At 33.5% G+C, this 13,182-nt stretch carries 11 protein-coding genes; 6 read left to right on the top strand and 5 right to left on the bottom strand.

What is annotated here, in order from left to right:
• Nucleotides 1–38 precede the first annotated feature (38 nt).
• The 4 genes from B3C18_RS18150 to B3C18_RS18135 form a co-directional block, all read right to left on the bottom strand.
• A complete protein-coding gene (locus B3C18_RS18150; RefSeq protein ID WP_291149814.1) occupies nt 39–998 on the bottom strand; it encodes a hypothetical protein in 960 nt (319 codons plus the stop codon).
• Nucleotides 999–1,000: 2 nt separating this feature from the next.
• Nucleotides 1,001–1,501 (bottom strand): RNA polymerase sigma factor, encoded by a 501-nt coding sequence (locus B3C18_RS18145; RefSeq protein ID WP_053474076.1) that lies wholly within the window; start codon nt 1,499–1,501, stop codon nt 1,001–1,003.
• Between the two features lie 349 nt (nt 1,502–1,850).
• Nucleotides 1,851–2,474 carry a hypothetical protein gene (locus B3C18_RS18140; RefSeq protein WP_291149813.1) on the bottom strand — a complete coding sequence of 208 codons (624 nt, stop codon included), beginning with the start codon at nt 2,472–2,474 and terminating at the stop codon, nt 1,851–1,853.
• A 151-nt stretch (nt 2,475–2,625) separates the two neighbouring features.
• The gene (locus tag B3C18_RS18135) at nt 2,626–3,462 is read right to left on the bottom strand and encodes a DUF6929 family protein (RefSeq protein WP_291149812.1); all 837 of its coding nucleotides are present in this window, start codon (nt 3,460–3,462) and stop codon (nt 2,626–2,628) included.
• Nucleotides 3,463–3,555: 93 nt separating this feature from the next.
• On the opposite strand from B3C18_RS18135, the gene B3C18_RS18130 reads away from it, so the two are divergent.
• The 3 genes from B3C18_RS18130 to B3C18_RS18120 all read left to right on the top strand — a co-directional run bounded on the left by B3C18_RS18130 (nt 3,556) and on the right by B3C18_RS18120 (nt 8,065).
• Nucleotides 3,556–4,434, top strand: a complete 879-nt coding sequence (locus B3C18_RS18130; RefSeq protein WP_291149810.1) for a PPK2 family polyphosphate kinase — start codon at nt 3,556–3,558, stop codon at nt 4,432–4,434.
• Nucleotides 4,435–4,721: 287 nt separating this feature from the next.
• Nucleotides 4,722–6,188, top strand: a complete 1,467-nt coding sequence (locus B3C18_RS18125) for a hypothetical protein (protein ID WP_291149808.1) — start codon at nt 4,722–4,724, stop codon at nt 6,186–6,188.
• A 98-nt stretch (nt 6,189–6,286) separates the two neighbouring features.
• Nucleotides 6,287–8,065, top strand: a complete 1,779-nt coding sequence (locus tag B3C18_RS18120; protein WP_291149806.1) for a cytochrome-c peroxidase — start codon at nt 6,287–6,289, stop codon at nt 8,063–8,065.
• Nucleotides 8,066–8,414: 349 nt separating this feature from the next.
• Here B3C18_RS18120 and B3C18_RS18115 read toward each other — a convergent pair whose 3' ends face one another.
• Nucleotides 8,415–8,939 (bottom strand): hypothetical protein, encoded by a 525-nt coding sequence (locus B3C18_RS18115; RefSeq protein WP_291149803.1) that lies wholly within the window; start codon nt 8,937–8,939, stop codon nt 8,415–8,417.
• A gap of 190 nt (nt 8,940–9,129) precedes the next feature.
• Between B3C18_RS18115 and B3C18_RS18110 the strand changes: the two genes are divergently transcribed.
• From B3C18_RS18110 to B3C18_RS18100, 3 genes are all read left to right on the top strand, one after another.
• Nucleotides 9,130–10,515 carry an MATE family efflux transporter gene (locus B3C18_RS18110; RefSeq protein ID WP_291149800.1) on the top strand — a complete coding sequence of 462 codons (1,386 nt, stop codon included), beginning with the start codon at nt 9,130–9,132 and terminating at the stop codon, nt 10,513–10,515.
• Nucleotides 10,516–10,665: 150 nt separating this feature from the next.
• Nucleotides 10,666–10,893 (top strand): hypothetical protein, encoded by a 228-nt coding sequence (locus tag B3C18_RS18105; RefSeq protein WP_291149798.1) that lies wholly within the window; start codon nt 10,666–10,668, stop codon nt 10,891–10,893.
• A gap of 203 nt (nt 10,894–11,096) precedes the next feature.
• On the top strand, nt 11,097–13,031 hold the full coding sequence (locus tag B3C18_RS18100; protein ID WP_291149793.1) for an LTA synthase family protein: 1,935 nt from the start codon (nt 11,097–11,099) through the stop codon (nt 13,029–13,031).
• Nucleotides 13,032–13,182 lie beyond the last annotated feature (151 nt).

Here is a 13,182-nt window from a genome sequence, read left to right as displayed (position 1 = left end):
AAAGTTTAAAACTTTGACTAAGATTTTGTGAGTTTGGGCTATTTCTTTAAAGCTGGTTTTCCTGTTTTAGTAGTAATAATAACAACTCCTTTTCTTCCTTTTTCGCCATATTTTGATGTGGCTTCAAGATCCTGTAAAATGGTTATTGTTTTAATGTCTTGTTTATCTAAAGGCGCATAAGGGCTCGTTGGATTATTTCCAAATAAATCATTTTCAGAATAGTAGATTCCATCAATAATATATAAAGGTTCGTCTAATACAACTAATGATTCAACATTCTCAGGCTCTAGATTTGTGATTTCGGCCTGCATCATTTTGTCTTTTTTAACCTCGTCGCTGTGAGCCATTGCATTTCCATTTAAGATTACCAAAGGCGCACTTTTTTTAGCTCGTGGAGATTGCATTTCTGCAGAAGAGGCTTTAAAAGTTTCTTTTTCTGATTTTCGTGAATATCCAGAACCTACATCTATTTTGTCTTTAGCTTTTGAAACTTCGGCATCTTCTTCATAGGATGACGATTCTGCAACAACTGGTGCTGGAGCTTCGTCAGCAATTGGCATTGACATTGCATCTATATTTGGAGAAACTATAACTTCATGTATCGCAACTTTTTGCTGTTGCTGAATTTGTTTTTCCAGAATTTTAGCAGCTTCTTCTTTTGAAACTAATTGAGAATCTGCAGCAACTACGGCTTTGTTTTTCTCTAAAGCTGAATTGTTAATTGTTTCTTTTTCAGTTTCATTAACCACAACTTTATTCGTTGTTTGAATAATAGCTGTTTTGTCTGTTTTTAAAAATTGATATCCCAAAGAGATTACTAAGAGAAGTGAAGCTGCGACAGCGATTTTTTTCCAAAGTGCAATGCTTTTTTTATCTTCTTTTCTGTCGAGTTTGTCTTCAAGGCGTGACCAGACTTTTTCCATTCCCGGAAAATCTTTGGGTTCTGCATTATCTGCAGCTTCCTTAAATCTGTTGAATATTTTATCTTGATTGTCCATGACTATTTTGCTTTTTGATAATACAATTTATTTACTAATTCCTTTAGCTTGGTTTTCGCGGCATTCAATTGTGATTTTGAAGTACCTTCAGAAATGTTAAGCATTGCTGCAATTTCTTTATGTCCGAAACCTTCTATAACAAAAAGGTTAAAAACAGTTTTACAGCCATCTGGAATATGGTTTAATAAATTAAGTAAGTCTTCTTCTTCTAATGAGTTCATTTCTTCTGTAAATGGCTGTGCAAGCATTTTTACATCATCAAGGTACATGTTGAAATTTGTGTTTTTCTTGATGGAAGCCAAACAGTAATTAACGGCAATTTTTCTGGCCCAGGCTTCAAAGGCTTTTTCTTCCTTAAGCTGATCTAGTTTTGTAAATATGGTATAGAAAGCGTCGGCCAGAGCTTCTTCGATTTCTTCTTCCTTCTTGAGGTATCGTTTGCAAACGCGATACAATTTTGGAGCCATGTGCTCATAAACCTGACGCTGCGCATCGCGGTTCATTTTTTTGCAGTTAGAAATTAGCGTTTCGTTTATCACAATATTGGTCTTTAATTATAAAGAGAGCGAAAAAGATAAAAAGGTTGGGACGGGTATGAAAAAAAGTTTTTTTTTCAGGTTCAAAGGTTCATAGTTACAAAGGTTTTTATGGTAGAGACGCACAGCAGTGCGTCTAACGTCTCGTAAATTCGCAATCTTGGCATCTTTTTTTTACATTCTTTGCGGAGACGCACTGCTGTGCGCCTCTACGGTACTATTGGAATCGAAATACTTTGTGTCTCTATGTATTATTATAATTTGTTTTAAAAGGCATGTATTCAAAAACAAAATATTTTTATTCGAAGGAAAAAATCTATTCTCCTAAACAAATATCATTATAAAATTCTACAATTTCTTTTATATCTCCAAAAACCCATTTGTTGCCTTTTAATTTTTTAACGATAAAATCACAGTCAGAGAAAAATTTGGAAGTGTTTTTTCTCCAGGCATTAAGAACTCCACAATTTAAACAAGTTGGATATTTGTCTTTTGGTTTTTTGATATAATAAAATTCAGCAGCTTCACTAAGTTGAGAATATGAATTTGTTTGAGGATTGTAAGCAGCAGGCCGCGCATCGTGCGGATTATAAATCTGATCAGTAAGACTAAAATCGGATCCAAATTTTTTATATAAAGTTGCTTCTCCTTTAGTGATTATCTCTACCAATTTTGGTTTATCTAAAGAATTTAATTTTACATATTCAAAAGTTCTTGTTGTGCCAGAATCAAAGAGCGTAATTTTTTTAACGTATTCTTCGTCCCATGTATCAGGTTTGTCGTCTTGTGAAACTTTAAATTTTATTTTATTGAATTTTAAAGCAGCAAAGCCTTCAATAGAATCTCCGTCTTTAAAATAAATTATAGCTTCTTCTGCTTGAGAGTAGCTTTTAAGGCTTATAAAGAATAAAATAATTATGGTTTTGTAAAGTTGTTTCATTAATAGGTAAATATGTCTTTGAAAGGTGTTTTTATTTTATGGCTATTGAAATCGAAACACTTTGTGTGTCTTTGCGTATTTTCTTTGCGAATCTTTGCGGTAAAATTATAACTCAAAGCTGCACAAAGATTTTCACAAAGATTCTCAAAGCTTATTTAATCGGCAAAGTCAATTTAAAAATCTTAGTCTCTAAAAGTTCCGTATCATTATCCTCACAAAGTAAAAACTCAATTTTGTTGTTTTCTTTTTTATAGAAAGTCAAACCTTCAAATTTATTAGATGAAGTTATTTTTTGAGTAAAATCGATTTTCATGGTTTTCAGATCGATTCGGCCAATAAAACTTCCAAGGATTTCTCCATCGTCATAAGTTGATTTTGTGTCTTCGGCAGTTGAAAGAAAATAGATTTTGTCTTCCACTAAAATAGCATCGGTAAAACTGGAACGAACACCTTTTATTTTTGGTAGTTTATAATTGGTCGCAACCAAAGCAAATTCATCTCCAAGACTTTTCGCATGAATTGTAAAAATGGTGTTTTTGTTTGAAATTCCGTTTCCGCGGTTGAATAAATACCAGTTTTCGCCGTCAAAAATTGCGCCTTCAAGATTGAAATCTTCTGGTTTTATAGAACCGAAATTCTGCATTACGCCATATAAATCGACTAAATTATTTTTTTGTAAAACCGTTTTTGATTTAATATTAAACTCAATCATTTTGTTTCGGTTTTCGGTAGAACCAGAACCAAAAATATAAAGTGTATCGTTATGATGCGTTAAAGATTCAAAATCAGGTTTTAGATTTTTCGGAATATTTTGCGTTGGATTATCAATTAAAGGATGCTGGTTTAACTGCTGATTCTGCATATTGTATTCGTACAAGAATCCGCTGTTATCGCCAATAATATAAAGTGCATCATTGTTATAAAATAATCCTGATGCCGAACCGATTCCGATAATTTGAAATAATATTTCTAATGTAAATTTTTCCATGAATGTTGTTTGAAAAGTATTGTAATGAATAGCAGTTCCGATAGCTATCACAATCAGTAAAATTACTATATTTATGATACAAAATTTGAAAATATGAAATCAATAGACCCGAAAGATTTTAAAGTCACAGATAAAATTAAATTAAGTAAGCTTCCAACTTTATTAGATATTGATGCCGACGATGATGAGAAAGAAGATAAACTGGAAAAAGTAAAAGAAAAATTAAGTGATTTTCAGGATGTAATGTATGCGCACAATAAATATGGAGTTTTGATTTGCCTTCAGGGAATGGATACTTCAGGAAAAGACAGTTTGATTCGAGAAGTTTTTAAAGAATTTAATCCGCGCGGGGTTGTGGTGCATAGTTTTAAAACTCCAAATTCAACTGAACTAGAACACGATTATTTATGGCGTCATTATATTGCTTTGCCTGAAAAAGGAAAGTTTGCGATTTTTAACCGAACACATTATGAAAATGTTTTGGTGACGAGAGTGCATCCTGAATTTATTCTGGCAGAGAATTTACCGGGAATTAATTCGGTTGATGATATTAAACCTAAATTCTGGAAAAAACGAATTGAGCATATTAATAACTTCGAAAAACACGTCACTGAAAACGGAACAGTTGTCATGAAGTTTTTTCTGCATTTAAGTAAAGACGAACAAAAGAATCGTTTACTTCGTCGTTTAGAAGAAGGGAAACACAATTGGAAATTTTCTCCGGGCGATTTAAAAGAACGTGAACATTGGGACGAATATCAGCAATATTATGAAGAAGCGATAAATGAGACTTCGACAGAAAATGCGCCTTGGTACGTAATTCCAGCAGATGATAAAGATATGGCGCGTTATATTGTAGCGAAGATTATTTGGGAAGAGATGAAACAATACACGGATATTCAGGTTCCGGAATTACCTAAAGAAATTAAAGACAATTTTGAAACGTATAAGAAGACTTTGGAGAAAAGTTAGGAATTAGATAATGTGTCAATTTGATGATTAGATAATTTCTTCAATAAACCCGACAGGTTTTAAAACCTGTCGGGTTTATTTTTTGGGAGTCATAAAGTAAGACTCTTTTTTTGTTTTTATGTTACTGCAAGTTTAAGTGTATTTTGTATTACTAAATTAATGTTAATTTTTTGTATACTGTAAGGCGTTTTTGCTTAAAGCCTTATTTTTTTGATAATATCAAAGTCATTTTAAGTTAAAGAGTAGGGATTTACTTTGTAAAAAAATAAAAACCAATATTTAGCTAAATGAAACGAATTATTTTACCTCTACTTATTTTAGGTTCGGTTATTACATCTTGTAATAACAACGATTCTAAAGATGAAACAGAAACAACAAGTGTTGTGTTAAAAGATCAATCTGTAACGCCAAGTTTACTAAAGGCACAAGCAGGTTTTGAGAATCTGAAGATTTATTCTCTTTTTAGTTCAGACGACGTTTTTCCAGATAGTCCAAAATATGTTTTTGGAGGTTCTGCAGATGGTTCTGGTTTATTGAAAAACACAGATGGAACTTTTACTTTTTTGGTAAACAACGAAGATAACTATGCAGTTTCAAGAATTACACTTGATAAAACATTCAAACCTACAAAAGGAGAATATTTATTAAATTCTAGCGGAGGAACCTGGAGATTGTGCGGCGCAACTATGGCTACACAAGCAGAACATGGTTTTGGACCAGTTTATTTAACTTGTGGAGAATCTGGAGAAGAATCTCGTACACATGCATTAGATCCTTATGGAAGCGCAGGTTCGGCATCTGTATCTAAAGAATTAGCCGGTTTCGGACGTTTAAGTGCAGAGAATGCTTTGCCATTACGTAGTGCTGCTTATAAAGGTAAAACGGTTGTTGTAATTGGAGATGACGATTCTGGAACTTATGGTGGTCAGGTTTTCATGTATGTATCAAATACTGTGGGTGATTTAACCAATGGTTCTTTGTATATGCTAAAAAGAAATGACGACAACCAGAGAGAAAAAGATATGGAGACTGGTAAAACTTATCCGGTTTCGTTTGTAAAAATTGACGATCATAAAACACTTACAGGAGCGCAGATTAATGCGGCTGTAAATACTTTGAAAGCGGTTAAATTTGGTCGTGTAGAAGATTTAGATTACCGTAAAGGAGGGGATAATGCAGATCGTGAATTGTATTTTAACGTAACTGGACAAGATATTAATAAAACTAATGCCGATGGTTCAAGAACTAAATACGGTAGAGTTTACAGATTAAATCTAGATGCCGCTGACCCGTTAAAAGGAACTCTTGAAGTGATTCTTGACGGTGATAACCGCAGCGGAATTGCTGGTAAATTCCAAAACCCAGATAACATTTGTGTGACTAAAAACTACGTTTACATTGAAGAAGATGCAAACGGATACGGAGATGAAACTCACGATGCTTACATCTATCAATACAACATTGCAACTAAAGATTTGAAAGTCGTGGTAGAATTAGATCACCGTCGTACAGCAACAGATGCTGCTAAATATAATGTGGCTACAAAGGATCTTGATCCAAGCAAAAAAGGAGTTTGGGAATATGGGGCATTAATTGATGTTTCCGAACAATTAGGTATTCCAGATACTTTTATGTTAAGTATACAGCCTCACTCATGGACTGGTACAAAATATTTAAAACCTGATGGCGGAGCAAACCGTCCTGAAGAAAACCAGGCAAGTCAAATTGTAGTTATACAAGGTTTGGCAAGATAAATTGTTAAGTTATCGAAAAGCAGTTATCCACTATTTCAATTTGAGGTAGTGGTTTCTGTTTTTTCTACCTATTCCTCTTTTAATTGTCATTAAACACTATGAAAAAAATATATTGTTTGTTCTTCCTGCTTGTGTTTGCTGCTTGTCAGAAAAAAGACAAACATCAGGAAATAAATACATTGTTTCAAAAAGACATTACTTTATTAATCGAAAAAGTTAATGAACTAAAACATTCAGTAGCATCTGATGCCGCAGAAGCTCAAATTCAGAAACAATTTCTCGAAGCACATAAAAGTTACAAAAAAGTCGAATTGCTAAGTGAGTATTATTCGCCGGCAGTTTCTAAATCGATTAACGGACCGGCGATACCTGAGTTTGAAGAAAATGATAGTAAAACGGTTTCCCCTGAAGGATTTCAGGTTGTTGAAGAATTAGTTTTTCCTAAATACGATAAAAACAATAAAAAAGAACTGCTTCAGGAATTAGGCGTTTTATCGGCAAATTTAATTCGGTTAGAAAAAGTTTCAAATTCAAATGAATTGACAGATGCTCATGTTTTTGATGCCATGCGATTAGAAGTTTATAGAATTATAACTTTAGGAATTACGGGGTTTGATTCGCCTGTTGTGTTGAACTCACTTCCGGAAGCTTCAACAGCTTTGGAAACAATCGAAAAATACTATCGTGTTTATCTGGAGAATAAAGAGATTTCAAATTCTGCACAAGTTCTTGAAGTTTTAGAAAAAGGGAAAAAGTATTTGCATGCGAACAACAATTTTGATGCATTTGATCGTGCTTATTTTATCAAAGAAATTTTAAATCCGTTAAGTAAAGAACTTTATAAAACGCAGACAGAGTTAGGAATTCCGTTAATGAAAGAGCAAAGAGGTTTAAAGCCAACAGCCCAAACGCTATTTGACAAAGACGCTTTTGATCCCGAAGCTTTTTCGGGTTTCCCAGATTATCGAACAACGCCCGAAAAAATCGCTCTGGGTAAAAAGTTATTTAATGACCCAATTTTGTCGGGGAATAATACACGTTCATGTGCTTCGTGCCATCATGCTGATAAAGCTTTTACAGACGGATTAGAAAGGGCAGTTACATTAGACGGAAAATCAATGATTCAGCGTAATACACCTACGCTCACAAATATTGCTTTTCAGCGTGTGTTTTTTACAGATTCGCGAGTAAGTTATCTCGAAGATCAGGCAGTTGCAGTAATTAAAAATGAAAACGAAATGCATGGATCTTTAGAGGAATCAGCTTTGGCAATTCAAAAAAATGCTGACTATGTAAAAGAGTTCAAAAAAGCTTTTCCAAAAGGTGAAATAAACGAATTTGCCATCAAAAATGCTTTGGCATCTTATATTCGCTCTTTGAGTCATTATGATTCAAAATTTGATGATTACATGCAGAATAAAACAACTTTTATGGCAGATGAAAAAGCAGGCTTTAATTTATTTGCCGGAAAAGGTAAATGTGCAACTTGCCATTTTATTCCGTTAACAAACGGAACGGTTCCGCCAAATTTTGACAGATCTGAAAGCGAAATTTTAGGAGTTCCTGATAAAAGTAAAAAACTGGATGGCGATTTAGGAAAGTTTGTAATCACGCAGGCCGCTATTCATAAGCATTCGTTTAAAACACCAACGATACGAAATATAGAACTTACAGCTCCTTATATGCATAACGGAGTTTATAAAACGCTGGAAGAAGTGATAGATTTTTATGATCAGGGCGGAGGAGTAGGTTTAGGATTTGATGTCCCAAATCAAACACTGCCCGAAGACAAATTGAATTTATCTGATAAAGAAAAAAAGCAGCTGATAGCCTTTATGCAAACATTGACGGATAAAAAGTTCTTAAATAAGAATTAGATAATGTGCCAATTTGATAATTAGATAATTTTTTCAACGCATTAAACCCGACAGGTTTTTAAAACCTGTCGGGTTTGTTGTAGGAAAGCAGAAACCTGCATTATATTTATTTTGCCACAGATTAAAGGATTTTCACTGATTGTTTTTTTAGAATAGCCTTTGCAAAAAATCTTTTTAATCTGTGGCAGAAAAACGGAACAGTAATAAACTATTTGATCTATGGTAATTAAATGGAAATTTTTGTAAAGTATTTATTTTTCGATACTTTAATAAAATACAAAACCCGGAAGACTATGAAAACTTCCGGGTTTGTTACCAAAAACAAAAAAATAAAATAAACCTTTTCTTTTTATAGATCAAAACCATACGCTAAACGAAGCGCAACTTGATTGGTATTGAACTTGTCGTAGTCCTCATAACGGACACTCACGTCAATGTATTTGTTGGCATACCCAATTCCTGGAGCCCATAAAAATGTGGTGTCATTATACCCGTTTGTTACTGCAAAACCGGCACCTACTTCACCCAGAACATAAAATTGATCTTCCCAGAAAAAAGCTTTAAAACCAGCTTTTGCAGGAATAAATCCTAAATCTTTTATGTTGTTTCCTAATTCATCTTTACCCCCCACAAACAAGTTTGTAAAACCTGTAGTTAATGTCAAAGATGTTCTTTTAGATAAGTCATATTGTAAACGAACGTCACCACCAATTGAAAAATCATAATCGTCAGTATCAGTTGGGATACCTCCGTTTAAACCAATTCCTAATCTAAAACCCTGATCGTAATTTGTTGCTGCATTATCTTGAGCAAAACTGGCATTAGAATATAAAAATGCGAATGCAGCGAGGCATATAAACTGTAATTTTTTCATGGCATATATCTTTGAATTATTAATAATGTAAAAGTAGAATAGAGGCCTTTTGGACTTGTTATATAATTTTTAAAAATCGTTATATAATATTACGGTATGCTAATTTTAGCCTTAAAATTGGCTTATCTTTTTATTAATAGGATAGAATTCGAAGCTTCTGATTATCTTTGCCCACTAAAAAAGTATTAAAGTGAATTTAAAGCAGTACACCAAAGAGTTTTCGTATAATTTCAGACTGGCATATCCTATTATATTAGGTATGGTTGGGCATACCTTAATAGGTATTGTCGATAATATAATGGTAGGGAAATTAGGAAGTACAGAATTGGCGGCAGTTTCACTTGGTAACAGTATGATTTTTATTGCCATGTCCTTAGGAATTGGTTTTTCTACAGCCATTACGCCCATCGTAGCCGAAGGCGATGCTGAAAAAAATGATGGCAAAATTCGTTCTGCATTTCATCATGGTTTATTTTTATGTGCCATTATTGGGTTATTGCTTTTTACTTTAATTGTTTTGGCAAAACCATTAATGGAATTATTAGAACAGCCTAAAGAAGTTATTGTATTGGCAAAACCATATTTAGACTGGGTTGCTTTCTCGCTGATTCCTTTAGTAATGTATCAGGGTTATAAACAATTTGCCGACGGAAAATCGATGACTAAATACTCGATGTATGCTATGATTATGGCAAACGTACTTCACGTAGGGATAAATTATCTGTTGATTTACGGTATTTGGATTTTTCCTAAAATGGGAATTATTGGTGCGGCGCTTGGTACCGTGATCTCGAGAATATTTCTGGTAATGTTCATGCACATTATGCTGTCAAGAAGAGATGATTTAAAACATTTTTTTAAAAATTTCAGTTTCAGCGAAATTAAAAGCGCAACGCTTAAAAAAATAATAAACTTAGGATTTCCGTCTGCCATGCAAATGCTTTTTGAAGTCGTATTGTTTACCGCTTCCATTTGGCTTTGCGGAAATATTGGTAAAACGAGTCAGGCTGCCAATCAAATTGCGTTGAGTTTGTCGTCACTTACTTTTATGTTTGCGATGGGATTGAGCGTAACGTCGATGATTAGGGTAAGTAACCAAAGAGGATTACAGGATTATAAAAACCTTGTTGTTGTAGCTCGTTCGATATTTTTACTTGCCATTGTTATCGAAACATTTTTTGCGTTTCTGTTTGTAGTTTTTCATGATTTTTTTCCGCACATCTTTTTAAATATGGAAAACAGCGGACAAATTCTAGACAATACCGAAGTAATCGAAATCGCTTCAAAATTATTATTGATTGCTGCCATTTTTCAAATTTCAGACGGAGTCCAGGTTGTGGTTCTGGGCGCTTTACGTGGTTTACAGGATGTAAAAATCCCTATGTATATCACTTTTGTAGCCTATTGGGTTGTTGGTTTTCCTATTTCGTATTATTTAGGAGAATATACAGATTGGAAAGCACAAGGAGTTTGGATAGGGCTTTTGGCAGGATTAACCACAGCGGCAATTTTCCTCTACATGCGCTTTCATTATCTCACAAAGAAATTAATCTCAAATTCATTTGCAAATAACTAAATTTGAAGCTTAGAATATAGGCCACAGATATCACAGATTGATACAGATGAACGCTGTGTTTTTTAATAAATCTGTTTCATCTGCACTAATCTGTAAAATCTGTGGGCCAAAAAACAAACATTATAAATTAAAAAAATAAACATATATAAAATGGACTTACCTAAATTTTTACTTGGCGATAATACTGATTTTCCAGATGATATTTTCATCATTCACCTTGATTATCCAAGATTTATAATCAACTTAAAAGATGATGAGGTTGAATTTATGGAAGAAGCAGAAGATCTTGATGGAGCAGAATTAAATGCCGAAATGGAAGGCCTTATCGTTAAAGCCAATGAATTTTACGACAGAGAAATAAACCGTTACGAAGAGTAAAAAGGCATCTGTAGAGGCGCACAGCAGTGCGTCTTCTATGTTTCTGGGATTTTTTCACGCAGATTTTGCAGATTTAAGCAGATTTAATTTTAAAATTTGCTGAACAAAATTCTGCGTATATCTGCTCAAATCTTTTAAAATCTGCGTGAAACAAAAACTTTGCAACTTCACAATCTCAACCAAAAACTAATATAAATTATCTAATGAAAAAATTAAGTTATTTAAAACCTATTTTCAATTTTATATTAATCGGATTACTGATTACAACCTTAAGCCGAATATTTTTATTTTTCCTTTTTAAAGAAAGGGTAGAGCAGACGCCTGATTTCTGGTATATTTTTCCAATCGGTTTGCGAATGGATTTAATTTTACTTTGTTATTTGTCCTTTCTGCCAGCTGTTTTAATCACTTTTCTGCCTAATAACTGGCTGAAATTTACCAATAAGTTTTTGGTAATTTACAGTTTCTTATTCCTGTTTCTGATTCTTTTTGTAGAATTAGCTTCGCCGGACTTCGTAAAACAATACGACACACGTCCGAATAAGATTTTCTTAGATTATTTAATTTATCCTAAAGAAGTAGTTGGAATGCTTTTAAAAAGTTACCTGACTTCAATCATTGTGACTTTTCTGATTTTAGGAGTGGTAATTTATTTTGCCTTCAAAAAAGGAAAAAAATATTTTCATACAACGAGTACTCCATATAAATTTAAACTAATAGCTTTTCCATTAGTAGCGTTTTTATTGTTTTTTGGAGCACGTTCAAGTCTTACTTCAAAACGTCCTATCAATGCCAGTAACGCTGTTTTCTCGACAGATCAATTGACAAATACTTTAGGACTGAATTCATTTTACACCGTTGCTTTTGCCGCTTATTCAATTAAGAATGAAGGAAACACAAAAATGTACGGAAAAATGGATGAAGCCGAAGCCATTGCTCGTGTAAAAAAATACATGATTGCAGGCCCGACAGATTTTACAGATGCCGAAATTCCATTTCTGCATGTACAACAGCCAGATTCGGTTAAGAAAAAACCATATAACTTGGTGATTTTTCTACAAGAAAGTTTAGGCGCAGAATACGTTGGAATTTTAGGAGGAAAACCGCTAACACCGGAATTTGATAAATTGTCAAAAGAAGGATTATTGTTTACCAATTTATATTGCACCGGAACCAGAAGCGTTCGCGGAATAGAAGCTGTTGTAACCGGATTTTTACCGTCACCGTCAGAAAGTGTGGTTAAACTTGGAAACTCACAGCAAGGATTTTTCACGCTTGCCGACGCTTTAAAACAAAAAGGGTACGATACCAGTTTCATTTATGGCGGAATGGCGAATTTCGATAATATGGCTTCGTTTTTCAACGGAAATGGTTTCAGTGATATTGTAGATCAGGAAGATTTTGAATCAGATGGAAATAAATATGCTTTCAAGGGAACTTGGGGTTATTCTGATGAAGATTTGGTTACGAAAGCCAATAATTATTTTAAATCAAAAGGAGATAAACCATTTTTCTCTTTAATGTTTTCAACTTCAAATCACGAACCGTTTGAATATCCTGCTGGAAGAATAAAACAATTTGATAAAAAAGCAGCAACGGTAAACAACGCCATGAAATATGCCGATTTCTCGATTGGGAAATTCTTCGAAATGGCTAAAAAAGAACCGTATTTCAAAAACACGATTTTCATTGTAATCGCAGATCATAATACCAGAACTTACGGAAAGAATTTAGTGCCAATAAATAAATTCCATATTCCGGCATTTATTATGGGACCTGGAGTTCCAAAAGGTGCAGTTTATGACAGACTGGCAAGTCAAATCGATATTCCGCCAACGTTATTAAGTTATTTAGGACTTCCGTTTGAAACACCAATGGTGGGCAGAAACCTAAATAAACTAGATCCGAAAGTGCAGGGGAGATCGATTATGCAATTCAACGATATCAACGCTTTTAGAGTAGAGAATCAAGTTGTAATTATGCAGCCAAATTTGAAACCGCTTCAATTCGAAATTAAAAACGATACGACTTTAATTCCAGTAAAATTAAACGAGGAATTAGCAAAAGATGCGTTAGCACATGTTATTACAGCAGGAAATTTATACAAGGAAAATAAATATAAACTGAGAAAAAAATAGGTTTTTCACCATATAAGTAATATAAGAAAATTTAAGTTTTGGCGCGCGCTATTTAAATGAACTTATATTACTTATATGGTGAATAAAAAATCTTAATGTTTTTTGAAGTACAGTTGTTAGGTATGTAATTTCATACTTAGCAGCTTTTTTT

Origin of the sequence: Flavobacterium sp. UBA7680 (assembly GCF_002482975.1) — a bacterium.
Lineage (GTDB): Bacteria > Bacteroidota > Bacteroidia > Flavobacteriales > Flavobacteriaceae > Flavobacterium.
Note: the sequence above shows the minus strand (reverse complement) of the source record. Positions and strands in the feature narration are given on the sequence as shown.

What these genes read in the sequence shown, in the direction of transcription:
- B3C18_RS18145 (WP_053474076.1), bottom strand. Translation starts at nt 1,501, where the DNA reads ATGAACCGCGATGCGCAGCGTCAGGTTTATGAGCACATGGCTCCAAAA.
- B3C18_RS18105 (WP_291149798.1), top strand. Translation starts at nt 10,666, where the DNA reads ATGGACTTACCTAAATTTTTACTTGGCGATAATACTGATTTTCCAGAT.
- B3C18_RS18135 (WP_291149812.1), bottom strand. Translation starts at nt 3,462, where the DNA reads ATGGAAAAATTTACATTAGAAATATTATTTCAAATTATCGGAATCGGT.
- B3C18_RS18130 (WP_291149810.1), top strand. Translation starts at nt 3,556, where the DNA reads ATGAAATCAATAGACCCGAAAGATTTTAAAGTCACAGATAAAATTAAA.
- B3C18_RS18150 (WP_291149814.1), bottom strand. Translation starts at nt 998, where the DNA reads ATGGACAATCAAGATAAAATATTCAACAGATTTAAGGAAGCTGCAGAT.
- B3C18_RS18115 (WP_291149803.1), bottom strand. Translation starts at nt 8,939, where the DNA reads ATGAAAAAATTACAGTTTATATGCCTCGCTGCATTCGCATTTTTATAT.
- B3C18_RS18100 (WP_291149793.1), top strand. Translation starts at nt 11,097, where the DNA reads ATGAAAAAATTAAGTTATTTAAAACCTATTTTCAATTTTATATTAATC.
- B3C18_RS18120 (WP_291149806.1), top strand. Translation starts at nt 6,287, where the DNA reads ATGAAAAAAATATATTGTTTGTTCTTCCTGCTTGTGTTTGCTGCTTGT.
- B3C18_RS18140 (WP_291149813.1), bottom strand. Translation starts at nt 2,474, where the DNA reads ATGAAACAACTTTACAAAACCATAATTATTTTATTCTTTATAAGCCTT.
- B3C18_RS18125 (WP_291149808.1), top strand. Translation starts at nt 4,722, where the DNA reads ATGAAACGAATTATTTTACCTCTACTTATTTTAGGTTCGGTTATTACA.